Genomic DNA, 24878 nt, shown 5'->3' with positions numbered 1-24878 from the left:
GGAGCGGTGACCCGCCGCCCGCTCACCCCGCCCGGCGCAGCAGGACGCCCCTCCCGCCCTCGAAGGTGACAGTGCCGAAGGCCCTCAGCTGAGCAACCTTCTCGAAGCCGACCACCAGGTGCAGGCCGATGGAGGCGTGGTTGGTGGCGTTGACGACGCTGTACAGGTCCGCGGCGGGCCCTCGGGCCCGCACGGCGCCGGCCACCGCGGTCAGGAGCACGCGCCCGACGCCACGACGGCGCGCCACGGGGTCGACGACGAGTCCCGAGACCATCCAGGCCTCAGTGTCATCGTCCGGCTCCGGCAGCGAGGCGCGCAGCCTCTCGGGCAGCGGGAAGGCGCCCGACAGCGCGACGGGCGCGAGCAGGTCGTCGTCGAGGTCCCCGGGGCCCGCCACCTGGCCGTGCGCGGGGCCCTCCTCGCCCGCGGCCTCCGCGGCGGGCAGGAGGGCCAGGAGGAGCACCGGGAGGGAGGCGATCATGTGGGGCGCCCTCTCCCGGGCCTCCTCCACCGAGGTTCCCCGCAGCGCCAGGAGCCGGGCGACGCGCGTGGCGTCGCCCGGCTCGGCCGGGCGGACGAGGACTCCAGCGGCAGACGCGCCGTGCGGCGGCGTGGGTGCGAAGTCGTTCACCGGCCCAGTCTTGCGCATGTGCGCGGTCAGCGGCGCCGCCGGCGCAGGAAGAGCAGCACCAGTCCGGCCACGATGGCGATCAGGGCGACCACGCCGCCGATCAGGCTGGCTCCGGTGACCGGCAGGGTCAGCAGGGCCGGCTTGGCGACGGCGGGCGTCGTCGCGGCGACCGCGATGACCGGGTCGGCGGCGGGGGCGCTCGCGTCCGCGGCGCCGGCGGGATCCTCCTCGGCCCCGGGCGCCGGGGCGGCCTCCTCAGAGGGGGCGGCGGGATCGGCCTGCGGGGACTGCTCCTCGGCCCCCGGCTCGGCCGGGGCGGACGACGGCTCGGTGGCCCCGTCGTTCGCGGCGGTCGGCGTGGGCGCGGCGGACTCACCGCCGGGCTGCGCGGACGGGGCCGGGCTCGCCGCGCCGTCCGTCGGGGTCAGGCCGACGGCGGCCGGGTCAGGGTAGACGGCGAAGTCCTGGGTGGCGTACCAGGAGCCCGTCTCCGAGTCGTAGGCGACGCCGATGCCCACGGCATTGACGGCGGGCTCGACCATGTTGGCGTAGTGGCTCGGGGAGTCGCGCCACAGCGCGAACAGCTGGTCCCCGACGTCGCTGCCGTCGAGGTCGCCCAGCACGGCGACGTTCTCCGAGGCCGAGGTCCACCCGGCCGGGTACTGGTCGGCGAAGGCCGCGTTGTGGGTCATGGACCTTTGCGCCGCCATTTGCTCGGACCACCTCTGGGCGACCGAGTCGAGCTGGGTGTAGCGGGTCACGGGCGCCAGGCCCTGCTGGGCCCGCAGCTCGTTGATCCTGCGCAGGATCGTGTCCGCGTAGCCGGCCCCCTCCGCGGTGGCCTCCGCCGGCGCCGCCACGACGGCGGGCTCCTGCGCGGGCCCGGCGGCCGCAGGGGCGGCCTGCGCGGCCGGCACGGCGACGAGGGGGATGACGGCGAGCATGACGAAGGCGAGGGAACGTGGAGTCTTCATGGAACTGTCTCCTGTCAGTCAGAGGCGTGACGACGCCTCCAACCTCATCACGGCACCCGAATCACGACTATGTAACTGCTCTCTTGTTCACTGAGAGCATATACCTATGCTAGAAATCGATTTGTCTTACATGCTGTGGATGCGGCGTACGACGACGGCCGTGCCGACAGCGTCGCCGGCGCCGTCAGTGCCCCGAATCGGCGCCGCTGCGCGCGGGCAGCAGGCCGATCAGCCTAGCGGCCAGACGAACCGGCCGCCGCACCCGGTCGCCTCCGCCGCCGACGGGGGGTGACTATCACCTCGCTCCCCCTCGGGGTCCGTGCAGGCTCGCGGGCGCGCGTCGACATGTCGACATCAGGCCCTCGAAGGTCCCGACGAGGATCTTTGCGCGGTGAGCCGGCGCCCGTCGGCCGCCGGGGCCCTGGCTGACCCCGACCGCCGCCCAGGGGTTTTCGGGCCGGGGCCCGTCGAAGCGCCGCAGCGAGGGGGACTGGGAGATGGCGTAGCCGGCCTCGGTGCCGGCGAGCGCAGTCATCTTGAGGGCGCCAACGCTCCTCCAGCCGGTCCGCACCCGCTTCCGACCGTCATCGGCCTGTCCGGGTGAGAGCACCGGAGTGCCGCAGGCCTCCGGCCGGGCGCCGCCCGGGACGATCATCGGAGCACCGGCGATCACCGGGCGCGACTAACCATTTCGATCGGGGCGCACCGAGACTCGCGGGTGTCATCAAGGAGACAAAATCGTTACTTTTGTATTTCTCGCGGTACGCTCCACTCGTGACGACCGTGAGTAAGGGCAGGCGCAGGGTCCCCGCAGCGCTCCGGCACTGATCGGACCGCCGGGCGCCCGTCCTCGCTGCCGCGCCGTCGCAGCAAGGAACTCGGCTCCCCTGAGGCCTCCACAATCACGCACCATCACGCGCTTACAGGTAGCGCCCGCTACGAAGGACACGCACATGAGCACCGCAACAGAGTGGCCTCGAGCCGAGGTCTTGCTGAGCGCCGAGGGCCACGCGCACGTCATTTTCGAGGGCATCGAGGCGGACCTGAGCAAGTCGACCCCGAAAGAGGCCCGTGCCGCCGTTGTCACGCACCTGTCCCATCGCGCCAGGACGCTCGGGCACCCGATCTCCACCACCATCACCGAGCCCGCGGGAAGCTGGCGCATTGCCGTCTACCCGGACGGCACCATCATCACCGAGGGCGCGCTGACCCCGACTCCGACGCCGGCCCAGACGAGGGTCAGGCCGTCGGTCACGACGAGGTCCTCCTCCCCGCCGCCGGTGCGCCGCAGGCAGCGGGCCGCACCCGCTCTGGAGTCCGACACCCCCGCGACCGCGGGCATCCGGCTGCCCCCCGGGCTTCTGCCCCGGGCCGCCTCCGCCGAGGGCCGTACCGCGCCGCGCCGACACCGCGCCGCGCCTGCGCCCGAGCCGCCCGCGGTGTCGGCCCCGTCACCGGATGCGCCGGCCGAGTCCCCCTCGCCGCCGATCACGTCGCGCTCCCGAGCGGCCGCGCCCTCCGCGCGGCCCGTGGTGGCGCCCCTGCCGACGCGCTCGGCGCCCTCGCCCTCCCGGCCTGTGGCGCCCCCGCCGGCGCGGCCCGTGGTGGCGCCCCTGCCGACGCGCTCGGCGCCCTCGCCCCCCACCCGGTCGGAGACGTCGCCGTCGTCGTCCGCGATGCTGGACACGCCCTACTCCAATTTGGCCGTACCGCCGTCGCCCTCGATCGCTCCGCCGGAGACATCGGCTGTCTCACCCGAGACCCTGGCGACGCCGTACTCCGCATCGCTGGCGTCACCGGCATCGGCCGCGGCGGCCATGCAGCCCCCGATGGCGGCGACGCCGGCCTCGCCCTCCGCCGCACCACCGGACGCGCGCGGGCAGGCGCGCTCAATGTCGCTGCTCACCGAGGTCACCAATGAGGCGCCCGCCGCCACCGGCCTGCGCGGAGCCCTCAACCAGCTCGGGCTGCACCTGGCGCCCGCCTCGCGGGAGCGCGCCGAGCGGGCCGACGCCGCCGCCGTCGCCCAGCACTGGGCGGGGCCGCGCACCATCGCCGTCGTCAACGGCAAGGGCGGCGCCGGCAAGACGCCGACGGCGATCCTGCTGTCCGCGGTCTTCGCCCGCTACGGCGGCGCCGGGGTGGTCGCCTACGACAACAACTCCACGCGCGGCACGCTGGGGTGGCGCACCCAGCAGGGCCCGCACGACGCCACCGTCATCGACCTGCTGCCCCACGTGGACCACCTCCTGTCCCCCCAGGCCCAGGCCGCCGAGATATCCGGGTTCGTCCACCACCAGCGCGAGGACCGCTATGACGTCCTGCGCAGCCGGCCCGAGGTCCTCGCGGACGCCAAGCCCGGGGACGCGGACACCTTCGACGCCGTCCACGCAGTCCTGACCAAGTACTACCGCCTCGTGGTCGTCGACTCCGGCAACGACGAGTCCAGCCCGCAGTGGCGCGCCATGATCGCGCGGGCCGACGCCATCGTCGTGCCCACCACGACGCGCCCCGACCACGCCGAGTCCGCCCGCCTCCTGCTGGCCGAGCTCGCCGGCACCGACGACCACGCCGCCCTCCTGGCCGAGAACGCCCTGGTCGTCGTCTCCCAGGGCTCCAAGGCCGAGCCCTCTCCCGCCCATCTCGTCTCGACCTTCCAGGGGATCGCGCGCGCCGCTGTCGGCATCCCCTACGACCCCTCCATGGCCGGCAGGCCCCTCATCCTCGACTCGCTCAACCCGACCACCCGCCGCGCCTGGCTCAGGACGGGCACCGCCCTGGCCGCGGGGCTCGCCTAGATCCAGCTGCGAGACTGCGGGGAAAGAGGCGTAGCAAGCGCTGGGACACCAGATGAGTGATTCCAGGGGTGGTGGCTCTGTCCGGTCCTCATGCGGTTCTCATGTCCGTGCCGCCGGGGAGCGTCTTTTTCGTCGGACCGGTTCAAGGGGCGGGCGGCCTCTCCCGTCGGCTCTCCGGGGACCTCGCGGGACTCTCGGGAGCCGCTGCCCTCCGCCGCGCCCACCCCTGAGCGGGAGATCCTGGGACACGAGCTGGGCGACGCCGGTCGCACGAGCCCTCAGGGCCGACCGGGCCCCGCCGCTCCAGGCGCGGCCGTACAGAGACGAGCGCCCGGGCTCGATCATCCAGACGCTTGAGCCCGGGGACGCGGGGCAGGTCGGGCCGATTGCGCGTCCGACTGCACCCGCTCGCGGTTCCGTCGGAATCAATCGTCCAGCAGGCGAGCAGTCCAGGCTGTGACGTCGAGATCGGTCCACGAACCGATCTCGACGAAAGGGGAAAGAGGACGGGGCCCGCGGCGCCTGCGGTCAGGAGCCTCTCCCGGGGCTCCACAGGGGCAGCTGGGCAGCCGTTGCCCACAGGACTCGAAGCGCCTCGTCGCGCACCGAGCGGACCGGTCGTTAGCGTGCCATCACATGCTGCGCATCTGGTCGCGCAGCCCTGCCGAGGAGTCACCATGCCCACCACCAACCGCCGTCGTCCCCGTTCCCGCTCCCACCCCCGCCCGACCACCCCGGCCCAGAGGCTTCACACCGGTGCGGCCTTCGAGCCGGCCAACGCCCCCGGCGCCACGGAGAACACCTTCGAGGAGACCACCCTGCTCGAGATCGCCCTGGCGATGCGGGGCAAGCTCGCAGCCCGCGGAATCACCACCGAGCTGGCCGGCGGCGCGGCCGGCCCGGAGCTGCACGGCACCGGCGCCTACGAGGGCATGATCCTGTACCTGGACATGACGGCCTTCGAGCTGGCGAGTCACGACAGGTCGGCCTGGGACGAGATCCTGGACGTGCGGGTCGCCCAGGCGGTCACCATGACCAGCAGCGTCAAGAAGCCGCTGAGCACGCCCGAGGAGTGGCGCGCCGCCGTGCGCACCCGGCTGGTCGACCCGGCCAAGGCGTCCCCCTGGGGGGAGCCTGTCCAGCGCCCCTTCGCCGGGAACCTCGTCCTGGGCCTGTACCGGCGCTTCTCCCATGGGGTCGCGCCGATCTTCCCCGGGCTCCTGGAGGACTGCCCGCTGAGTACCGACGAGCTGTTCGAGACCGGCCAGCGCAACACGGACGAGGCGCCGCTGGTCCACTCCGGTCCGATCGGCGCCGGGGCGTGGGCCCTGCACGGCGAGGGCTTCTTCACGGCGTCCAAGGCAGCGAACCTGGGAAGGGTCCTGGAGGAGATCGACGTCGACACGAGCGCCGGAGCGCTCTTCGCCGTCCCGCACAAGCACGCGCTGGGACTGCACCCGGTGGACCGGCAGGACCCGGAGTGGGCGCTGCGGTCGATGGCGCTGTTCATCTACGACGAGGTCGCCCAGCACATCGATCCGCTGCTGTCCGCGTTCATCTTCTACCGCGCCCCCGACGGCGAGGTCGAGGCGGTCGCGCTGCCCGAGCTGGCCGAGGTGCCCGAGGACGGGACGCGAACGATCCTGTCCCTGCCGGCACCCCGTTTCGACGCGATCCTCGAGGCTCAGCCCTCCAGCGCGTAGCCCGTCACCGGCCCGGCTGTGCTGGGCTGCCAGCCCAGGGCCGGTGCGACGTGCTCGGCGAAGGACTGGAGGATGTGGAGGTTGTAGTCCACGCCGAGCTGGCTGGGGATGGTGAGCATGAGGGTATCGGCGGCCTGCAGGGCCTCGTCGTGCGCCAGCTGCTCGATGAGGACGTCGGGCTCGGCGGCGTAGGTGCGCCCGAAGGTCGACCGCAGGCCGTCGATGACGCCGACGTAGTCGCGGGAGCCCTCCCCGCGCAGGGCGAAGAGCTTGCGGTCGGTCTCGGAGACGACCGGGAAGATCGAGCGGGAGACGCTCACGCGCGGGGTCCAGTCGTGGCCCGCCCGACGCCATGCCTCGCGGTAGCGGCGGATCTGCTCGGCCTGGAGCGCGGCCAGACCCTCGCCGGTGGCCTCGGTCAGCAGGGTGGAGCTCATGAGGTTCAGTCCCTGACGGGCCGTCCACTCGGCCGTCTCGCGCGATCCCGCCCCCCACCACAGACGGCGGTCCACGCCGGGCGAGTGCGGCTCGATGCGCAGGCGGGCGGAGGCGCCTGGCGCCATCCCGTTGCTTGTGTCGAGGTCGGCCTGCGGGACGCCGCGCACGGCGTCGAGGAGCTGGGCGGTGTGGGCGTGGGCGACGTCGGTCCCGCGCTCGTCGCTGCCGGCGGCGTAGCCGAAGGCCTCCCAGCCGCGCCTGGCCTGCTCCGGCGATCCGCGCGAGATGCCGATGGCGATGCGCCGGTCGGTGAGCAGGTCGAGGGAGGCGATCTCCTCGGCCAGGTGGAGCGGGTTCTCGTAGCGCATGTCGATGACGCCGGTGCCGACCTCGATGCGCCCGGTGCGGGCGCCGACCGCTGCCAGCAGCGGCACGGGCGAGGCGGCCTGGCGGGCGAAGTGGTGGACGCGCCAGTAGGCGCCGTTGACGCCGATCTCGTCGGCGCCGACGGCGATCTCGACGGCGTCGTGGAGCGCTCGGCGCGCGTCCGGGTCGCCGGGACCGCGACCGTGCCCGTAGTGTCCGAAGCTGAGGAATCCAAATGCCTTCATACAGCGTTCAACTATCTGGGTGGCGCCAGCATTCCCGACGGCGGTGCGCGAGGCTCATCGCTCCTCCGGGTCCTCGGCTGCTCCGGCCGGGCGGCCCGTGGGCGGGCAGCGCCGCGGCCGCCGTCGGGAAAGGCCCGCATGGCCGGTGCGACCTCGACGGCGGGCAGGCTCCGCCGCGCAACCGCGTGCGCGAGCAGCAACCCGCCCACAGTCCAGCGGTACCCGCACCAGCACCGAGCGGTTGCCCCTCCCCCAGCAGATCGACGTCGGCGCCTCCCTGTGCGGGACCAGCCGCAGGAAGGAGACGGGCGCGGTGTTGCCGAAGGCGGTCAGCGACGCGGCGTGGGACAGGTAGCCGCCGATGACGCGGCGGGCGGTACCGGTCAGTCCCGCTCCCTGCGAGAACTGGTTGACGCCGTCCTTCATGAGGCGGGTGTGGAAGTGCATGCCTGAGCCGGCCTGGCCGACGGCGATCTTCGGGGAGAAGGACACCTCGATGCCGTGAGCGCGGGCGACCTCGTGGTAGCAGCGCTGCTCCTCGACCTCGAAGGGCTCGTCGACCGGCGAGAACGGGTAGTACCCGAGCTCGCCGAGCGTCTCCAGGCGGCAGCCGGTCTCGCCCGGCCGCGTCTCCTGTTCTGCGGCGCGGACCGCCCGTCGGGAGTCGGATGGCGCTCCGGCCCTGCGCTCTCCGCCTCCTTCATCGAGATCGGTCGAGTTCCGCACCGAGATCGGTTCGAGACGCCCGCCGGGGCCGCCGGGCGCCGCTGTACCCGGACAGTGATCGTCCTGTGCGCTCTTAACTCCCCGCACCGCCCAGCCGGTACTGCGGAACCACGGAATCACGCCGATTCCCGTCATGTCCGAGACCGCCGAACGGTATAAAAGCGTGTAGGGCAACCACTTGTCCCACCCCGGAATCAGTCATCTCGACGGCTGACTCCGATCCAGCAGGGGCCCGCCAGGCCCCGTGGACCGATCTCGAGTCGGAGTACTACCGGTCTCGCCGCGGAAGCGAACCGATCTTGGCGAGGGGGCGGGGGCCGCTGGCGCCGGGCGAGGAGCGCCCAGCCCGCCCACCGCCCCGGAATCAATCACCTGGCTCCGTCAGCCCTCTTTCTCCCGTAGATGAGAACCCGCGACTCCGAGTAAAGGACCAGGGAGATGCTGTCCTTCCAGCAGCCTCCCTCGACGCCCTTCTTCTCATTATTGTCCCAGCGCATGTCCGCGGGAGCCTCCAGGCTCCACAGCTCTTCCCCCTTATCCACGCTCCTGGCGGCCACCCGCCCATCGGCGCCGCGGAGCACGACGACGCCGCACTTCGCCCGCCATTCCTCACCTCCGGTATCAGCGTCCCACATCATCTTTCCCGACTCGCCCGCGCCGTCGTCCTTCCGATCCGAGGCCATGCGCCCCGCGGAGACCCGGACCTCACGCTCCTCCCTTGTGGTCGACAAACCCAGCCCCTCCTGACACTTGACCACACCCTCATCCATTCCGAGCCCATCGGTCCGGAGTCGGGACCACGGAGAAGGCCGCATTGCCATTCGGATAGGGCGCCTTCACCTTGCTCCACCCCGATCCGCACGCCTCGTTGCCCGAGAGCAGCGCGTCGGTCGTCTGCCTGTAGAGCTCCCCGAAGCACCGGTCGACGATCTCTCCCGGCGTTGACGCTGGACGGGCCTATCCATCCGTCGACGACGACCGCGGCCGGCATGTCGTCATCACCTGCGCCCGGGTCGACATCATCGAATCTCGTCCCGGAGGCCTCCTGCACGCAGTAAGGCCGCGGCCCGCTCAGCGGCGCCCGTTACCTTGTTGGTGGTTCCCAGTGGTAGGTGCCGGGGGCTGGGCCGCCGGACTCGCCCGCCGCTCACGGCCACTCCCTTTCCTATCTCGAGTTCTACGTGCCGTTGTGATCGAGATACCCCTCGACCAGCCCGATCACGCTATAGAAAGCATGCGCGTCAAGGATAGTGCCCCCCCCGTATGCGGCCGGGCCCGGCAGCGCCGCGACCGGAACGGCGGCACGTCAGGAGATCACCGCGCCCCCGGGAACACTCTGCCCCTCGGCGCCTACGACGATCTTTACTAGACTGACAAGACGGAATCGGCCGACGCATGCTCCTAACGAGGCGAGTTTCATGCTTCCACCTAGTCAGCGAGAAACCAGTAGCACCGACAGCATGGGCGAGTCCCCGGCGGTCGCAGCGGGCAGTCCCCGGCCGGGGAGCTCCGCGCCTCGCAGCGGACTCCGCGTCCGCCACGCAGAGATGCGTCCCCGCATCAGGATCGCCCTGTGGTGCGGGATCATCGCGATCCCGCTGAGTCTGGCGCCCTTCGCCTCGGTCCTCATCGGTTCGGCAATACCCGGCAGCGACGTCCTCGGGTGGGTGGCGGTCGGGCTGACATACCTCGCCCCGATGCTCATGGTGATCGGCGCCCTCGCCTTCTCACTCGAGTACGGCCCGCTGCCGAGAGTCCACACGTTTCTGACGGCCGTGGCCGCGGCGGCCGCGCTGGGCCTCGGCGCCGCCGCGCGAGCCGCATGGCTGGCCGGCTTCGATGCCGCCGACATCGGCCAACCCGCCCCGGCCCTCAGCCGCCTCTTCCTGGCGCTCTTCCTGGCGTCCTGCGCGGCGGGGGCGATCGCGGTCGCAATCGCCCTTGACGGCCTCATCGGCGAGCAGCTGCGTCTGGTAGCGCGCACGGTCATTGGGATCGGAGCGGGCCTGGCCATGGTGCCGCTCGTCGGGATCACAATAATGATGACCCCGTTCGCGGTCACGGGCGCCTCCGCCACACTCGTGGTCCTCGCCACCCTCTACAGGCCGCGCCCGCCCTTCCCGCCGGCCGCACCGCCCGCCCCGTCGCCGGCGTCGCCCGTCGGGACGGCGCCGTCCCCGTCGTCCTGTGCGCTGCGGCCCACAGGACGGCTGCGGATGGTCCGCGCCGCGAGCCCCGCGGACCCCGAGTCCCCCGCGACGCGTCGATTCGTGCGGGCGCTGGGCGCCTGCACAGCCGTTCTCGGGCTGGTGGCGGTCGGCTGCGTCCTCAAGGACCTGATCGCGACGTCAGGAGAGGGGGCGCGCCTTCTGGCAGCGGCCATGAGGATCGGGTTCCTCGCCTTCCTGCCGCTGCTCGCAGCGGTCGGGCTGCGCCTCTCGGAGCGCTCGCCGTACGCGCCCGTACACACCTGGGGGCCGGTCGCGCTGGCGGGCTTGGCCGCCGCCGTGGCGGCAACCGCTTTCCGGGGTGCGCCCCTCCTCGACCGGCCCGCCCCGACGGCGGCCGTCTCGGCCGTCTGCGTCGGGGCCGCAGTCACCTGGGTGATCATCCGCAGGGCGCCCCTGCCCGCGGCGCCGCGCATCGCCCTGGGGGTGGTCGCGGGGCCGACCTGCGTGGCGCTGGCGATGCCCGCCCTCCCCGCCCTGGCGATTGTTCCCCTGGTCGGCGGGCTCATGATCGTGTGCCGGCGCGCGCCGCGCCCCGCCCGCGCAGACGCATCGGCCCGGCCGTAGGCCGGTCCAACGGTCCGGCGCGACGGACAGGCTCAGGTCACGGGCATCGGGCCGCGAGGGCGCTCGCGCCGACGGGATCCGCCGCCGCGGGCCAGGCGCGCCCCATCGGGCGCGCCGGAGGGGCCCCGACGTCGGCGACTCGCGGCGGGCCCTGCCCGCGACCATGGCACCGCACCGGCGCGCTGCGAGAGAAACGCCAGCGAGCACGGGTTCCCGTCACTCGGTCACGGCGGGCCCACGCGCCTGGGATCACGCGTCGGCCGGAACCTCCATGGCGCTGCGGGGCTGCTCGGAGTCGGCGCTCCCGGCATCACCGGCGTCGTCCTCGCTGCCCCCGCCCCCCGGCGGGCTCGGTGGGCCCCGTCCCCGGCCGCGGGCGCGCCCCCGCCGTCGGGTCCCACGGCCGCCTCGGCCTCGGCGGCCCGGGACACCGGCGCCGTCGGCCGCTGCGCCGTGGGCGGCGTCGGCACGCCGGTCACCGGGGCGGCGGAGGGCTCGGGGCCGCGGGGGCGGAGGAGGCGGGCGCGGTCGGCTTCGCCGCGGAGGTGGCGGACGGCGCCTGCGAAGTGGAGGTCGTGCTGCCCGTCGGGGTGAGGCCGGCGGTGGCCATCTACTCGGACCACGCCCAGGCGACGGCGTCGATCCGGGCGTACCGGGTGAGGGGGCGAGCCCCAGCCCGGCGCGCAGCTCGTTGACCCTAGCCAGGATGGCATCGGCGTAGGCAGCCCCGTCCGCGCTGATCGCGGCCGGGCTGACCGCGGTGCCGACCATGACGACCAGACCCTGCTGCGCGGGAACCGCAGAGGCTGCCGCCAGGGGCACGGCAGCGGCGGCCAGCGCCAGCGGGCTGGGGCCCTCATCGGTCGTTCTCTCGAGTCGGAGCCTAGTTGCGGTAGCCCATTCGGGGCTCACCGGTCACGGCGAGATAACAATCAGTGCTGGTTGACCGGGTGCGGACAGAAGTACCCATTGAGCCCGGGCGCGCGCACCGCCGATCATCGGTCCTGCCACCACTGGAACCGGGCCCCGGATGAGGAAACAGCCACCATGAACACCATGACGGTCAAGACCATCACGACCCTGTCCGCCGCGGCCGCTCTCACGCTCGGCCTGGGCGCCTGCAGCCATCACGACAGGGGGCGGGCCGGCGACTCCTCCTCCGCGACGGGCGCCACGGCCGGCAGCGCGCCGAGCGCCGGCGGGCCCGCGGGGGCCGAGAGCGGCTCCTACAGCGCCTCGATCGACGGCGAGCCCTACACCGTCGACAACCCCATCATCACCTGCGACAAGGACGGCGACGCCATGGTCCTTGATGTCAGCTCCCGGTACCCCGGTGGCGCCGGGGACATCATGGTGGTCATCGACGACGGCTCCGTCAGCCTGGTCACCATGGGCGCGACGAGCGGTCGGGGGATCAGGTACCTCGACGGGGGCCCCGGCAGCGTCAGCGCCACGGTCAGCGGCTCGACCTACACCATCACGGGCGAGGCCCGGTACGTGGACCTGGATGACCCCACAGCCTCCGGGAGCAAGCCCTTCGACGTGACGATCACCTGCCCCTGACACGCCCGCAGCCCGAGCCCCGGTCCGGTCACCGAAGTACCGGGCCACCAGGTCCTCGACCCGGGCGCGGGCCCGGCGGTCTCCTCGCGCCGCCCCTCGTCACCCGGGGCGGTGAGCCGCTCGACCCGGAAGTCGATGAGGCTGGACGGGAAGACGCCGAGCGCCTCGAGTCCCCGCGCTGGGCGACCGGCCGCTCGGCGACGTGGGCCGTGGCTCGTGTGCTGGCGCCGGCCGCCGCTTCCGCGAGGGCCCTGAGCTGCCGCCCCTGGGGTGTGGTGCGTGCGATGGTGTTGGGGAGGCGGTTCGGGGTACTTGTGACGTCGGAGGGGGCGGTGCGCACACTGGACTGCCGGGAGGCGGCGCCATCCGTGCTCGCCTCCGCCTCCTCAGCCCTGCTACGGCAGCTCCTTCGAGCTGCGGGCCGTCGCCACGGCCGCCTCGGCCTCGGCGACCTGCTCCATTCCGGTCTTGCGGGACAGCGGCACCTCCGGCAGGAGGAGCGCGATGACCGCGGTGGCCACGAACAGGGGGATCATCCAGCCGAAGATCGGCAGCAGGGCGTCCGCGTAGGAGCTCGCGACGGCGTCGTGCAGCGCTGCCGGCAGCTGGCCCACCAGGGCGGGCGTGAGAGAGGAGGTGTCCTGCCCCTGGAACTGGGCCAGCGCCGCGACCACCGCCGGGTCCGAGCTGCGGGCCAGCGCCCCGATCTGTTCGGTCAGGCCGGCCGTCAGTCCCGAGGAGAAGGCCGCGCCGATGATCGAGGCGCCCAGCGCCACCGCCACCTCGCGGAAGAAGTTGTTGCCGCTGGTCGCTGTGCCCAGGTGCCGGGCGGGGACGGCGTTCTGGACGACGGTGATCAGGAGCTGGAAGAACAGGCCAATGCCCGCGCCCATGACGAGGGTGGCGGCCGAGACCTGCCACACGGGGGTCGACGTCGTCAGCCTGGAGAGCCAGAAGACGGCTCCGGCCGCGATGAGCGCGCCGGCCACGGGGTAGACCCGGTAGCGGTTGCGGCGCGCCACCAGGACGCCGGAGAGAATCGAGGCCGCCAGCATGCCGATGGTCATGGGCACCAGGAGCAGCCCGGAGGCGGTGGCCGAGTAGCCGTAGACCATCTGCAGGTAGGTGGGCAGATAGCTCATGACGCCGATCATCCCGCCCATGGCGAGCATGCCCACGACCGTGGCCACGACGAAGGTCCTGTTGCTCAGGATCGCCCACGGCAGGATCGGCTCGGCGGCGCGCGTCTCCACCAGAGCGAAGAGCGCCCAGCAGGCCAGGCCCGCCGCTCCCAGGGCGATAATGACCGGGCTGGTCCATTCGAGCTGGTTGCCGCCCCAGGTGGCCATGAGGACGATGGCCACGGCGCCGGCGTTCATGAGGGCCAGGCCCCACCAGTCGATCCTCTCCGTCAGCGGGCGGGCGGGCAGGCGCAGCACGAGGGCGACGGCGGCGAAGGCCAGGACGCCCAGCGGCAGGTTGATCCAGAAGGTCCACCGCCAGGAGACCGAGTCGGTGAGCCAGCCGCCCACGATCGGGCCCAGGATGGAGGCGATGCCGAACATGGCGCCCATGGGGGCCATGTAGGTGCCGCGCACGCGCGGCGGGATGATGTCGCCGGTGATCGCCTGGGAGGAGATCATGAGGCCGCCGCCGCCCAGGCCCTGGAGGGCGCGGTAGACGATGAGCTGGGTCATCGAGGCGGCGGTGCCGCACAGGGCCGAGCCGACCAGGAACAGTCCGATGGCCACCAGGAAGAGGCTCTTGCGCCCCACGAGGTCGCCGAGCTTGCCGTAGACGGGCATGGCCACGGTGATGGCCAGGGTGTAGGCGGTCAGGATCCAGGCCATGTGGGCGGCGCCGCCGAGGTCGCCCACGATGGTGGGCAGGGCGGTGCCGACGATGGTCTGGTCCATGGCGGACAGGAACATGACGACCAGGAGGGAGGAGTAGACCGCCCAGAAGCGGCGGTCGGGGCGGAAGTCGCTTCCCGGGCTGGCGGGGTTCGCGCCGGTCTCCGGCGCCGTAGCGGTGTGAGTCACGGGTAGTGCCTTTTCGGGTTGAGGAGGTTGAGGGGGGGTCTGGCGGGTGGGGGACGACGGCGGTCACCCGGGTGGGCTCGGCATCCGGCCCTCGGCCCCGGATACGGCCAGGACCTCGCCCATGGCCGCAGTCACGGCGCGGACGGCGTCGGCCAGGCCGGGGCGCGCCCCGTCGTCCGCATCGGCAGGGGGCCGCGGCTCGGCGTCCGAAACGCCGTCGGCGCCGCCCGGGCCGCCAGGACCGCCGCAGGCGGGGGCTCCGCAGGCGGAGGCCCACAGGCGGACCGCGCCCTTCTGCACCGCGACGCACAGGCCGACGACGGCGATCACCCGGGCGTCGGTGACCGGCAGGCCGAGGCGCCGGCCGGCGGCCTCCTCCAGGACGCGCTCGACCGCCTCGAAGCGCTCTTGAACGGCGCGCTCGACCTCCGGGTTGTCGCGCACGACCTCGGGAAAGGCCAGGAGCCAGTCCTGGTCGGGCTCCAGGGACTGCGCCCCTGAGGTCAGGAGGTCGGCAAGGTCCTCCAGCAGCGGCCCGTCCCCGCTCGCGAAGGCCTCGACCGCCTCGGGCTCGGGGGCGTCCGGGCCGATGAGGAGCAGGTCGGCCTTGGAGGAGAAGTGGTTGAAGACGGTGCGCCGTGAGACCCCGGCGAGGGCGGCGACGTCATCGACCGTCATGGCGGTGTAGCCGCACTCACGGACCAGGGCGAGTGCGGCCGCCCGAATGGCGGCGCGGGTGCGCCGGGCACGGGCGGCGCGCAGGTCGGTTCGAGTCACGACCTCAATCATGCACTGAGTGCACACTTGCACCAAGTGCACCTACCGAGAGGTCGGTCACTCGGCGACCGATCGTCGGAGCCGCCCGCGCCCGTCTCCGCGCCTCCGCGCCCGGGGCGCCGAGTGCCGCACCCGCAGCAGCACCGCCCTCACCTACTGACGCCGCTGGCGGCGGCAAGCCCGAACATCGCGCCCGCAGCAGCGCCACCCTCACTGACCATGGTTGGGGTACACCAGGATCGTGGCGTGGTGCCCGCCGGCGTCCAGCTTCTTGTCGCAGGTGACGACCGGGACGCCCAGGCCCTCCGCGAGCGCCAGGTAGGTGGCGTCGTAGCTGGTGTACCGATTGCGCAGCGCCCACACCCGGTCGGACAGGAGCGCCGCCTCGTACCGCGTGATGGTCAGGTCCGCGTAGAGGCGACGGGCCTCCTCCGCGTCGGCGAGAGCCAGGGCCCCTCCCAGGACCATGCCGCGCAGGGCGGAGAGCACCTCGACGTCCAGCAGGTGCGGTGCGGCCAGGTCTCCCGCCATGGCGTCCAGAAGCGTCGGATCGACCTCACGGCCGACCAGCGCCTCCACCACCGCGGAGGCATCGACGACGATCATCCGCGCCCCACCCTCACCGCCGCCACGACCTGAGCCGTGCTGGGGCCATCGGCTCGGTTCTGCGTCCGCAGGCGCTGCACGACCTGCGCGTTCGTGGGGCGCGACGCGATGAGGGCGAGCTGCGCGGCGACGTAGGCGGACAGGGAGACTCCTTCGGCGGCCGCCCGCGCCTTGAGCTCCTCGGTCACGTCCTCAGGCACGTCCCGAACGTAAAGCGTCGCCACGCCTCCATGCTAGCACTCTGCAATCAGGCGATTCGCGGCGAGGCCCCGCCGCCGTCCCGCCCGACCGGCGCCGGCCTCCCCGCACCCCTCACCGAGATCGGTCGTACTCCGGCTCGAGACCGGCAGGTCTCCGCACCGAGATCGGCCAAGGGCAGCAGGAGGGCCAGGAGCACCCGCACCACCCGCCCGCTCCCCTGACCGGCATCCCCCCTGGCTCTGGGCGCAGCCACCGAGACGCCGGCAGCACAGGCGGAGGCGCGCGTGCGCAGCCTCAACGCACCGCCGCACCCGGCCCCCGCGCATGGGGGCGTCAGCCCGTCGCGGCCGGGGCGAAGTCGACGACGACCTCGTACAGGCCCCTGCTCGCCCTCAGGCCGGCGAAGCCGTCGCGCACCTCCTGCGGCAGCGCACCCGGGTCGGGAGCGTAGGAGGACAGGTCGAAGTCGACCCGGACGTCGGCGACGGCCCGGCTCCAGGTCTGCGGCGCGTACGGGTCGGCCACGCGGAAGGGCATGGGGGCGGCGTCGATCCCGCGTTCCCGCACAGCCTGCTCGCTGGCGGCGACGAGCTCGGGGGACTCGGCGTCGTAGACGAGGCGCCCGCCCGGGAAGCGCCGGGCCATGGCATCGACGAGCCCGGCCACCTGGGCGTTCTCCAGGAAGTAGAAGACCCCGGAGGCGACGGCGATCAGTCCGCCGCCGGCGTCGACCCGGTCCATCCAGGCGTGGTCGGTCAGGGAGGCCGGCAGGTCGCGCTCGCGCTCGTGGGGCTCCATCCAGGTGGAGCGGAGCCGAAGGACCTCGGGGAAGTCGAGGTTGTAGACGGTCGCGCCGCCGTTGTCGACGTCGTCGATGAGGCGGTCGAGCCCGCAGCCCAGGTCAACGACAGCGGCCGCCGGGCGGTCCTGCAGGTAGCGGCGGATCTCGGTGACGGCGGCCAGGTGGCGCAGGGCGTAGATGGCCGCGGGCATCTCCCCCATGTCCCTGTCCTGAATGTCGGGACGGACCGCCGCGGCCAGTGAGACGGCCCGCTCGGACCACGGGTCGCGGAAGCAGGTCGGCCAGGTGCGCGCGGCCCGGGCGCGCCCCAGCAGGGGGAGGAAGAGCGTCTCCTGGACGCCGGCGTCAATCATGCCCGCACCTTAGGTGATTGACGACGGAGTACGGGAGAGGGCCGCACCGGTGGCGGTGTCCCTCTCATCGAGATCGGTTCGAGGCGCTCGTTCGGCGCCCGCCTGGCGCCTGCTGTGCGCCGGGGCTCTCAAGAAGGTGGCTCCCACGCGCTTTCAACGCTCGCACCTCACTCCCGCCCATGGCAGAACCGCGGAATCGCGCCGACTCCCACGGCGCCGTGGGAGTCGGCCGCCCTGGAGGCGCATGGAGCCGTCACTTCTCCCGTGCCCGAGCCGGTCGCCGAGATGACTGGCTCCGGGGCAGTTGGAGACGCCCGGTTCGCGCTCCGCCGGACTCCCCGGACCGATCTCGACGCGGAAGCGAACCGATCTCGACGAGGGGGAGGGATCGCGGGCCCGCCCGGCGCGCCCCGGGCCGTCGGGACCAAGCATCGAGCGAATGCGGCGCGACCGCGCCCCTGAAGAGCCGGTCGCCTACAGTGGAGCCAGGACAATACCCGGGGGAAGGAGGCGCCCGTGACAGTGCCGGCAGCGCGTCCGCCCAGGGCCGCGGACGGCGGCCGTTGGGACTGCGACGCCCGCGGCAGGGCGGCGCTGCGGGCCCTCGGGCTGGACGACGGTGCGGCCCTCGCCGGGGACGTCATCGACGTCGTCTCACCCCTGACCGGCTCGCCCATCGGCCGGGTCCCCCGTCTCGGCCCCGACGACGTCGTCCGGGCCGCCCGGCGGGCCCGCGCCGCCCAGGAGCAGTGGGCGCGCACGCCCGTGCGCGAGCGCTCCCGGGTGCTGCTCGCCCTCCACGACCTGGTCCTGAGGCTGCGCGGCCCGCTCCTCGACCTCGTCCAGTGGGAGTCGGGCAAGGCCCGCGCCCACGCCTTCGAGGAGCTGGCCGACACCGCCATGACGGCCCGCTACTACGCCCGCACCGGCGCCCGCCACCTCGCCGCCGAGCGGCGCCGCGGGGCGGTGCCGGGGCTGACCGGGGTGGCCGTCCACCACCGGCCCGTGGGCGTCGTCGGCATGATCTCGCCGTGGAACTACCCCCTGACCCTGGCCGCCTCCGACGCCGTCGCGGCGCTCATGGCGGGCAACGCCGTCGTCCTCAAACCGGACTCGGCCACCCCGTTCACGGCCCTGGCCGTGCGCTCCCTGCTCGTGCGCGCCGGGGCCGACCCAGGCCTCCTCCAGGTCGTCACCGGGGCGGGCACCGCGCTCGGGGCCCCGCTCATCGACGCCGTCGACGCCCTCATGTTCACCGGCTCCGCGGCCACCGGCTCGGCGGTGGCCTCCCGGGCTGGGGCGCGCCTCACACCCGTCTCCGCCGAGCTCGGCGGGAAGAACCCGCTCATTGTGCGCGCCGACGCCCCCCTGGCCCGCACCGTGCGCGGCACCGTCAGGGCCTGCTTCTCCAACGCCGGCCAGCTGTGCGTCTCCATCGAGCGCGTCTACGTCCACCGGGACGTGTGGGACCGGTTCGTCCCCGCCCTCGTGCGGGCCACTGGCGCCCTGCGCGTGGGCGCCACCATGGGCTGGGAGACCGACATGGGCCCGCTCATCAGCGCCGAGCACCGGGCCAGGGTCGCGGCGCACGTGGACGACGCCGTCGCCAGGGGCGCCACGGTCCTCACCGGCGGGCGCGCCCTGGAGGAGGTCGGCCCCACCGCCTACGCCCCCACGCTCCTGGCCGGCGTCACCGGGGACATGGAGGTCCACTCCGCCGAGACCTTCGGGCCGGTGGCGGCGCTGTACCGCGTGAGCGGGGACGAGGAGGCCGTGTGGGCGGCCAACGCCTCCCCCTACGGGCTCAACGCCTCGGTGTGGACCGCCGACCCGCGCGCCGGCGCCGCGCTGGCCGGACGCATCCGCGCCGGGACCGTCAACGTCAACGAGGGCTACGCGGCGGCGTGGGGCTCCACGGCCGCCCCCATGGGCGGAATGGGCGCCTCGGGGCTCGGGCGCCGCCACGGCCCCGAGGGCATCCTCAAGTACACCCAGTCCCAGACGATCGCCGTCCAGCGCCTCATGCCCCTCCAGGCGCCGCCGGGCGTCGGCGGGGAGCGGTGGGCGGCGGCGCTGACCGCCTGGCTGCGCCTGGCCCGGCGCCTGCCCGGGCTGGACCGGTAGCCGCGGCGCCGTCGTCGGACACCACCCGTATGCGCCGCCGCGGCCGCTACCGGCCTCCCCCGGCCCGCCGAGCGGCAGCGGACCGGGGCCCGTGCGCGTAGGCTCGTCATATTGAGCGTTGTCATACAGCCGCGAGAGTAGGCCCAGATGGAGCTGTTCGCCGTGCCGTCCGCCAGGGAGATCGTTCCCGCCCTCTTCGTTGTGCTCCTGTGCGGCCTCATCGGGCTGGAGCGGGAGGTGCACCGCAAGGACGCGGGCATCCGGACCCATATTCTCGTCGGGCTGGGGAGCTGCCTGTTCACCCTGGTGTCGCTGTACGGCGTCCCGGCGGCGCTCACGGGCAATATGCGCTGGGACGCGTCGCGCATCGCGGCCCAGGTGGTCTCGGGGATCGGCTTCATCGGGGCGGGAGTCATCTTCTTCGAGCACGACAGCGTGCGGGGCCTGACGACGGCGAGCGCCATCTGGGTGGCGGCCGCCGTCGGGATGTCGTGCGGGGCCGGGATGATCGCCGTCGCCGCCCTGATCGTCGGGCTGTACTTCGTCACCACCCTCGCGCTGGCGCCCATCACCCGCCGGCTGCTCCGTCGGGGAGCCGAGGGCCGGCTGCGGATCACCTACACCGACGGGAGGGGAATCCTGCGGACGCTCCTGCTCAGGGCCACCGACCTGGACTTCGAGACCATGGTGACGGCCAGCCGTCAGATCGTGCGCAGGGACTGGAGGGGCGCCGTCATCGACCTGCGGGTCAGCGGCAGGAAGGACATCTCCTTACTCGTGGCCGCCCTGTCCATGGTGGAGGGGGTGACGGAGGTCGAGGTGCTCGACGACGAGCGCTGAGCCCTGCTGCGGACGTGCGCGCCCGGCGGGGGCGGGCGACGTCGGACAACCGCTCGTCCCCAGGGACGATCATTTAGACTGGGCACGGCTCGCATCCGGCTAAGGAGCACGATTATGAAGGTGTTGATCCTCGGCGCCACCGGCCCGACCGGCGGCCACGTCCTGGCAAGCGCCCTGGAGGCGGGTGACGCCGTGTCCGTCCTGGCGCGCCGCCCCGAGGCGCTGACCGAGGTCGGGGACCGGATCACGGTCCTCCAGGGGGACGCCACCTCGGTCGACGACGTCGCCCGCGCCGTGGAGGGCCGGGACGCGGTCATCGCCGCCCTCGGGCGCGGGGGCTCGCTGCGTGCGGAGGGTCTTTTCACAAGCGCCGCCAGGGCCGTCGCCGAGGCGATGGGCCGGGCGGGCGTGAAGCGGCTGGTCTGGCTGTCCTCCTACGGCGTTGGCGAGACGATCCGGACCGCGTCGCTGCCGCAGCGCCTCATATACCGCACCATCCTGCGCGACATCTATGCGGACAAGGCGGCGTCCGAGCAGATCCTGCGAGCCAGCGACCTGGAGCTGACGATCGTCTATCCCACCACCCTGACGAACGACCCGGCGAAGGGCGCCTACCGCGCGGCCGAGAGCATCCCCATGAGGGGGATGCCGCGCATCAGCCGGGCCGACGTCGGCCGCTTCATGCGCAAGGCGGCTCACGATCCCGAGTGGATCTGCCGGGACGCGGTCATCACCGGCTGAGCGGGGCCGCGCCTGCGCCATCCGCCGGCGTGTGGCGGAGGAGCGGGAAACCACCCTCTTGGGCGGCCTCAGGTTCCGGCGGCCCCGTCGTAGAAGGCGAGCTCGACGAGGTTCCGGTCGGGGTCGCGCACGTAGAGGCTCCGGACGGGCCCGCGAGCGCCGGCGCGTTCCACGGGGCCGAGCTCGACGGGCACGCCGCAGGCCGCCAGGTGCGCGGCCGCGGCGTCGATCCCGCCGACGGCGACCAGGCACAGGTCCGCACTGCCGGGCACGGGGCGGTCGGCGTGCGGGGCGATCGGGGCCCGGGCGGCGTGGAGGTTGATCTTCTGGTCGCCCAGCCGCAGCGCGGTCCGCCCCTGACCGAAGGCGATGACCTCCATCCCCAGGACGCGCGAGTAGAAGTCGACGGCGGCCTCGATGGAGGCGACGGTGAGGACGAGGTGGTCGATGCCGGTGACGCGCACGGGATGATTGTCTCCCGCGAGTCCCGCGGTGAGGTGCTCCCGCACCAGATCGGCGGGACGAGGAGCGCGGCGGGGACGGTCCCGATCAGGTGCGAGCGGGCCGCTCCAGCCGGAAGTGCCTGTCGAGGTGATCGGTCTCCCGGTTGCGCGTGTCTCCGACCAGTCGGAATCCCGCGGCCTCCAGCACGCGCTGACTCGTGGTGTCGTCAACATGGACTCGGGCCGTGATCGCCTCGAGCCCGGTTGGGCTGCCGGGCGTACCGGACGCCTCAATGTCAGCGGAGGCTCGTCACGTGAATGTGCTTTTCTCCCGCTCTTCTGGAGATGGGTGTCAGAAGAACAGGGTGGGCGCTGTGGGCGCCACCCGTGTCCAGTTATCTCAGAACGGGGCCTGTCAGGGGCCCAGGAGCGCGACTCGAGCAGCGCCCCCAGCATGCCATCGGTCCGAGACCCCAATGGCGCTCCGTCGCCGTCAAGGAGCGAGGCAGGGGTGAGACCGAGCAGTCCTGCGGCGAGCGCCGGATCGGCGAGGTGGTGCTTGGGAGCGCGTCCGAGGCGAGTCAGCAGGCTGCCGCCCGACTCCCACGCCGGGACCGGGTCGAACAGACACAGTGATGTCAGCACATTCTGGTAGGCCTCGGTGGTCGAGTTCGAGGAGCTGGGCGCCGTCGTCCGCCGGCTGGCGCTGGAGGCGGGGCGGCGTATGGCGGAGGCCGGGCTGGTCGCCGAGCCCGAGCAGGTCCGCTGCCTCACCCTCGACGAGCTGCTGGGCTGGCTGCGCACGGGGGCCGTCGACGTCGACGTCGAGCGGCGCGTCCGGGCCCGGCCGCGCGCGCAGGCGGCGTGGAACGAGGGCCGGCAAGTCGAGTCCGCCCCCGGCGACGGGCTGATGGGGACCGCGGCCAGCCCGGGCGCGGCGACCGGCCCGGCACGAGTGGTCGCCGGGCCCGCCGACTTCAAGCGGCTGAGGGAGGGCGACATCCTGGTGTGCCGAGCGACCGACCCGGCCTGGACCCCGCTGTTCGCCCTGGCCGCGGGGGTCGTGGCCGAGACCGGCGGCCGGCTCTCGCACGCGGCCATTGTCGCCAGGGAGTACGGGATCCCGGCCGTGCTGGGCGTCCCCGGGGCGACCGTGCGCATCGCCGACGGCGCACGGATCAACGTGGACGGGACGGCGGGGCGGGTGGCGGATCTCTCCTGACGGGAGTGCACCGGACCGCACCATCCACGATGTCAGACACGAGCAGTACGCTCGAGCCATGCGTACGGTGACCAAGCGGGAGCTCAACCAGAACACGGCCGCCGTCCTCCGGCAGGTCACGGCTGCCGGGGACGTCATCATCACCGAGCGGGGAGTGCCGCGGTGGCGGCTCAGCATCTTCACCGACGACGGTCCTCTGTCCCGCCTGGAGCGAGCCGGCCTGTACACGCCCCCGGCAACGGAGCCAACGCCCTGGCCCGCCGCACCGGCCGGACCGTCCTACACCGAGGACCAGGTGGCCGCCCTGCTCGAGGACTCGCGAGGGGACCACTGAACAGTGGGGATCATCTACCTGGACTCCTCGGTCGCCCTGTACGCGGTTCTCGACGTTCCCCAGCGGTCGGCGCTCCACAGCTGGATGGCGACGTCGGGAGCGCTCCACGTGTCATCACGTCTGCTGCGCACCGAGGTCGTCCGGGTCCTGCGTCGCGAGGACATTCCTGTGTCCCAGGCCGCCCCTCTGCTCGATCGAGTCGGCCTGCTGGATGTCACACGAGAGATTCACCGCGTCGCCGAAGACATCAGGCCTCACGTCAAGACCCTCGACGCCCTGCACCTGGCGACCGCGGTGACGCTGAAAGAGACTCTGGATACGCCTCTCACCATCGCCACCCACGACAAGACGATGACATCTGTCGCCCATCAGCTGGGCCTCGGGACGGTTGATCCTGTCACGCCCGGCAACCCACCCCAGGGCTGAATACTGCACCTCGCCCGGGCCCGGCAGCCTCCGCGGCTCCAGCGGCTCCCCTTCGTCGAGATCGGTTCACTTCCGCGCCGAGATCGGTCCGCGAGGCCTTGCGGGCGCCCGCCGGTCGCCTCTGGCGCCCCGGAGCCGGTCATCTCGGTGACTGTCCCGGGGCTGGGCGCGCAGGCGAGAGCGGTCAGCCCACCGTCGTGACGATCCTGGTGACCTGGCGCGGCGGCCCCTGACGCTGAGCGGTGCTCCCCGAGGCCACCAGCCCGGCGCCGTCGTCGGCGAACCGGTACTCGTGAGCGGTGCGCGACCAGTCCCACCGCTCCACCGGTCGCCGCCTGATCTGCGTGAGCCACTCGCAGGCTCTGACGGCCTGCTCCGTGAGCGGACCGGTGAACGTCCTCCGCAAGATCGTGCGGCTGCGGGACTCGAGGTTGAAGAGCTGGTTGTGGAGACGACCGACGGTGGTGCGCGCCCCATCGAAGTAGGCGCCGACGGTCAGCACCACGCACTCGTCCGCGATCAGGTCGAACCAGGCCAGGCACCGCCCATCCGCAGAGGGGCTGTCCATGCCCTGGTACCAGTCATCGGGTGCCAGGCAGAGCCCTCTGAGGTCCGCGGGCAGAGCAGCACGCACGACCGCAATCCATGCGGCCTCAACCGGCGCCAGTTGTTCAGTTGCTTCAACGCTCACGGGCGAAGTCTACTGTTCCCCGATCGCCGCAGTCTCACCCTCGACGTACGACCGGCAGCCGGAACCGGCCGCCCGGCTGCGCGACCCCTGAGGCGCGGGCGGGTCAGTGGCCGATATCTCCTCGGCGTCCTGCTGGAGTCAGGCCCCGGCGAGCTGACGAAAGTAGTTGTACCGGGCCCATGATCCGCGATCGCCGATCGCATAGAGACGGCGCCTGGCACGGCTGGCGGCGACATTGACGAGGTTGACGGTCTCCGACGCCCAGGCCTTGGCGCCGGGCCTGTCGAGAGCGCCGCCGAGCACGAGGAGGACGACGGATGCCTCGTGCCCCCGCGCCGTGTGGATCGTGCTGCCCGTCTCTCCGTTCCGCGCGATCACCTCGCCTCGCGCCCCCGCGCCGTGTGGATCGTGCCGGCGCGGAGCCCAGGGCATTCCTCCGACAGCCTTTGAGCGCATCCGCAACCGGACGGAAAGGCGAGGTCGCAACGACATCGGACAACGAGATGCTCCGACCCCGAAGATAACCGAGCCTCTATTTCAGCCGTTCGACCTGGTTCTCCTGAAGGTGGGTCCCATTTCTCGGCGCGGGCTCGTCGCACCACTGGCTCGGCGCGATTCTCGGACCCGCGGGGCCGTCGAAACCATCGGCACGACGAGGAAGAACAGCTGCCAGCCCGCTCGCACCACCACAGCGGCTGCGTCCCTGCACGCTGATCCGCGCCGACTCCCGACCGGCCCGGGGGTGACGGTCAGCAGGGATAGACCGATCTGGTGCAGCGACTCATCAGGATACGCAATCCACATGCCGATCTCGGTGTCGGCCCAGCGATCGAGCGTGGTTGCGATCGCCTGGATGATTGATTCCGGGACCAGGTGGCGTGCGCGGTGTCGGTCGAGGCCGGCCTCGCGGGGGCCTCGAAGAGTCCCAGGAGCTGGTGGAGGCCCTGCAGCAGGCCCCGCAAGTCCCCGTGAACCGATCTCGAGCCGGAGATCTACCGATCTCGGCGAAAGAGGGCGGCGAGGGCCGCCGGGGTCGG

Annotated in this window: 24 protein-coding genes and 1 pseudogene; 10 read left to right on the top strand and 15 right to left on the bottom strand. The window is 72.8% G+C overall.

The window, feature by feature from the left end; translation table 11 throughout:
* Positions 1-22: 22 nt before the first annotated feature.
* The 4 genes from AIF0345_RS03315 to AIF0345_RS03300 form a co-directional block, all read right to left on the bottom strand.
* On the bottom strand, positions 23-631 hold the full coding sequence (locus AIF0345_RS03315; RefSeq protein WP_285297149.1) for a GNAT family N-acetyltransferase: 609 nt from the start codon (positions 629-631) through the stop codon (positions 23-25).
* Positions 632-657: 26 nt separating this feature from the next.
* On the bottom strand, positions 658-1605 hold the full coding sequence (locus tag AIF0345_RS03310; protein WP_285297148.1) for a CAP domain-containing protein: 948 nt from the start codon (positions 1603-1605) through the stop codon (positions 658-660).
* Between the two features lie 1171 nt (positions 1606-2776).
* Positions 2777-3292: a hypothetical protein gene (locus AIF0345_RS03305; protein ID WP_285297147.1), complete on the bottom strand. Its 516-nt coding sequence runs from the start codon at positions 3290-3292 to the stop codon at positions 2777-2779.
* Positions 3293-3295: 3 nt separating this feature from the next.
* Positions 3296-3511 carry a hypothetical protein gene (locus tag AIF0345_RS03300; RefSeq protein ID WP_229118455.1) on the bottom strand — a complete coding sequence of 72 codons (216 nt, stop codon included), beginning with the start codon at positions 3509-3511 and terminating at the stop codon, positions 3296-3298.
* Between AIF0345_RS03300 and AIF0345_RS03295 the strand changes: the two genes are divergently transcribed.
* Positions 3498-4403 carry a MinD/ParA family ATP-binding protein gene (locus AIF0345_RS03295; protein ID WP_273168713.1) on the top strand — a complete coding sequence of 302 codons (906 nt, stop codon included), beginning with the start codon at positions 3498-3500 and terminating at the stop codon, positions 4401-4403. The genes AIF0345_RS03300 and AIF0345_RS03295 overlap by 14 nt on opposite strands.
* A 677-nt stretch (positions 4404-5080) precedes the next feature.
* The gene (locus AIF0345_RS03290) at positions 5081-6106 is read left to right on the top strand and encodes a hypothetical protein (RefSeq protein WP_285297145.1); all 1026 of its coding nucleotides are present in this window, start codon (positions 5081-5083) and stop codon (positions 6104-6106) included.
* Here the strand turns inward: AIF0345_RS03290 and AIF0345_RS03285 are convergent.
* The 3 genes and pseudogenes from AIF0345_RS03285 to AIF0345_RS03275 all read right to left on the bottom strand — a co-directional run bounded on the left by AIF0345_RS03285 (position 6088) and on the right by AIF0345_RS03275 (position 8651).
* The gene (locus AIF0345_RS03285) at positions 6088-7155 is read right to left on the bottom strand and encodes an LLM class flavin-dependent oxidoreductase (protein WP_285297144.1); all 1068 of its coding nucleotides are present in this window, start codon (positions 7153-7155) and stop codon (positions 6088-6090) included. The genes AIF0345_RS03290 and AIF0345_RS03285 overlap by 19 nt on opposite strands.
* Positions 7156-7368: 213 nt before the next feature.
* Positions 7369-7848 (bottom strand): annotated as a pseudogene (locus AIF0345_RS03280) (glutamine synthetase); the annotation flags it as partial.
* Between the two features lie 401 nt (positions 7849-8249).
* Positions 8250-8651, bottom strand: coding sequence for a hypothetical protein (locus tag AIF0345_RS03275; protein WP_285297142.1), 402 nt, complete (start codon positions 8649-8651; stop codon positions 8250-8252).
* Positions 8652-9428: 777 nt separating this feature from the next.
* Here AIF0345_RS03275 and AIF0345_RS03270 point away from each other — a divergent pair.
* Both AIF0345_RS03270 and AIF0345_RS03265 read left to right on the top strand, forming a co-directional pair.
* The gene (locus tag AIF0345_RS03270) at positions 9429-10676 is read left to right on the top strand and encodes a hypothetical protein (RefSeq protein ID WP_285297141.1); all 1248 of its coding nucleotides are present in this window, start codon (positions 9429-9431) and stop codon (positions 10674-10676) included.
* Positions 10677-11723: 1047 nt separating this feature from the next.
* Positions 11724-12239 (top strand): lipoprotein LpqH, encoded by a 516-nt coding sequence (locus AIF0345_RS03265; RefSeq protein ID WP_285297140.1) that lies wholly within the window; start codon positions 11724-11726, stop codon positions 12237-12239.
* 395 nt (positions 12240-12634) lie between these two features.
* Here the strand turns inward: AIF0345_RS03265 and AIF0345_RS03260 are convergent, their stop codons facing one another.
* The 5 genes from AIF0345_RS03260 to AIF0345_RS03240 form a co-directional block, all read right to left on the bottom strand.
* On the bottom strand, positions 12635-14281 hold the full coding sequence (locus tag AIF0345_RS03260) for an MDR family MFS transporter (RefSeq protein WP_052374877.1): 1647 nt from the start codon (positions 14279-14281) through the stop codon (positions 12635-12637).
* A gap of 63 nt (positions 14282-14344) precedes the next feature.
* Positions 14345-15058, bottom strand: a complete 714-nt coding sequence (locus AIF0345_RS03255) for a TetR/AcrR family transcriptional regulator (protein WP_268918168.1) — start codon at positions 15056-15058, stop codon at positions 14345-14347.
* Positions 15059-15268: 210 nt separating this feature from the next.
* Complete coding sequence (locus AIF0345_RS03250) at positions 15269-15664, bottom strand: type II toxin-antitoxin system VapC family toxin (protein WP_268918169.1); 396 nt, start codon at positions 15662-15664, stop codon at positions 15269-15271.
* The gene (locus AIF0345_RS03245) at positions 15661-15888 is read right to left on the bottom strand and encodes a FitA-like ribbon-helix-helix domain-containing protein (protein ID WP_268918170.1); all 228 of its coding nucleotides are present in this window, start codon (positions 15886-15888) and stop codon (positions 15661-15663) included. The genes AIF0345_RS03250 and AIF0345_RS03245 overlap by 4 nt, the downstream gene beginning before the upstream one ends.
* 310 nt (positions 15889-16198) lie before the next feature.
* Positions 16199-17020, bottom strand: coding sequence for a class I SAM-dependent methyltransferase (locus tag AIF0345_RS03240; protein WP_268918171.1), 822 nt, complete (start codon positions 17018-17020; stop codon positions 16199-16201).
* Positions 17021-17536: 516 nt separating this feature from the next.
* Here AIF0345_RS03240 and AIF0345_RS03235 point away from each other — a divergent pair.
* The 3 genes from AIF0345_RS03235 (at position 17537) to AIF0345_RS03225 (ending at position 20725) form a co-directional block, all read left to right on the top strand.
* Positions 17537-19144, top strand: a complete 1608-nt coding sequence (locus tag AIF0345_RS03235; RefSeq protein ID WP_285297138.1) for a succinic semialdehyde dehydrogenase — start codon at positions 17537-17539, stop codon at positions 19142-19144.
* Positions 19145-19291: 147 nt separating this feature from the next.
* Positions 19292-19984 carry an MgtC/SapB family protein gene (locus AIF0345_RS03230; protein WP_268918173.1) on the top strand — a complete coding sequence of 231 codons (693 nt, stop codon included), beginning with the start codon at positions 19292-19294 and terminating at the stop codon, positions 19982-19984.
* Between the two features lie 114 nt (positions 19985-20098).
* Positions 20099-20725 (top strand): NAD(P)-dependent oxidoreductase, encoded by a 627-nt coding sequence (locus AIF0345_RS03225; RefSeq protein WP_268918174.1) that lies wholly within the window; start codon positions 20099-20101, stop codon positions 20723-20725.
* Positions 20726-20793: 68 nt separating this feature from the next.
* Here AIF0345_RS03225 and AIF0345_RS03220 read toward each other — a convergent pair whose 3' ends face one another.
* Positions 20794-21189 (bottom strand): VOC family protein, encoded by a 396-nt coding sequence (locus tag AIF0345_RS03220; protein WP_268918175.1) that lies wholly within the window; start codon positions 21187-21189, stop codon positions 20794-20796.
* Positions 21190-21829: 640 nt separating this feature from the next.
* On the opposite strand from AIF0345_RS03220, the gene AIF0345_RS03215 reads away from it, so the two are divergent.
* From AIF0345_RS03215 to AIF0345_RS03205, 3 genes are read left to right on the top strand one after another with little or no spacing between them, the layout of a single operon-like run.
* Entirely contained in the window at positions 21830-22390 is a 561-nt protein-coding gene (locus tag AIF0345_RS03215; RefSeq protein WP_285297137.1) for a PEP-utilizing enzyme, read from the top strand.
* A 58-nt stretch (positions 22391-22448) separates the two neighbouring features.
* Entirely contained in the window at positions 22449-22724 is a 276-nt protein-coding gene (locus AIF0345_RS03210) for a type II toxin-antitoxin system Phd/YefM family antitoxin (protein WP_285297136.1), read from the top strand.
* A gap of 3 nt (positions 22725-22727) precedes the next feature.
* On the top strand, positions 22728-23150 hold the full coding sequence (locus AIF0345_RS03205) for a type II toxin-antitoxin system VapC family toxin (RefSeq protein WP_268918178.1): 423 nt from the start codon (positions 22728-22730) through the stop codon (positions 23148-23150).
* Between the two features lie 184 nt (positions 23151-23334).
* Here the strand turns inward: AIF0345_RS03205 and AIF0345_RS03200 are convergent, their stop codons facing one another.
* A complete protein-coding gene (locus AIF0345_RS03200; RefSeq protein ID WP_229118452.1) occupies positions 23335-23841 on the bottom strand; it encodes a hypothetical protein in 507 nt (168 codons plus the stop codon).
* Between the two features lie 138 nt (positions 23842-23979).
* Positions 23980-24219: a hypothetical protein gene (locus AIF0345_RS03195; protein WP_285297135.1), complete on the bottom strand. Its 240-nt coding sequence runs from the start codon at positions 24217-24219 to the stop codon at positions 23980-23982.
* Between the last annotated feature and the right edge of the window lie 659 nt (positions 24220-24878).

Origin of the sequence: Actinomyces israelii, from assembly GCF_030253495.1 — a bacterium.
Lineage (GTDB): Bacteria > Actinomycetota > Actinomycetes > Actinomycetales > Actinomycetaceae > Actinomyces > Actinomyces israelii.
This window is presented reverse-complemented; position numbering and strand designations above follow the sequence as displayed.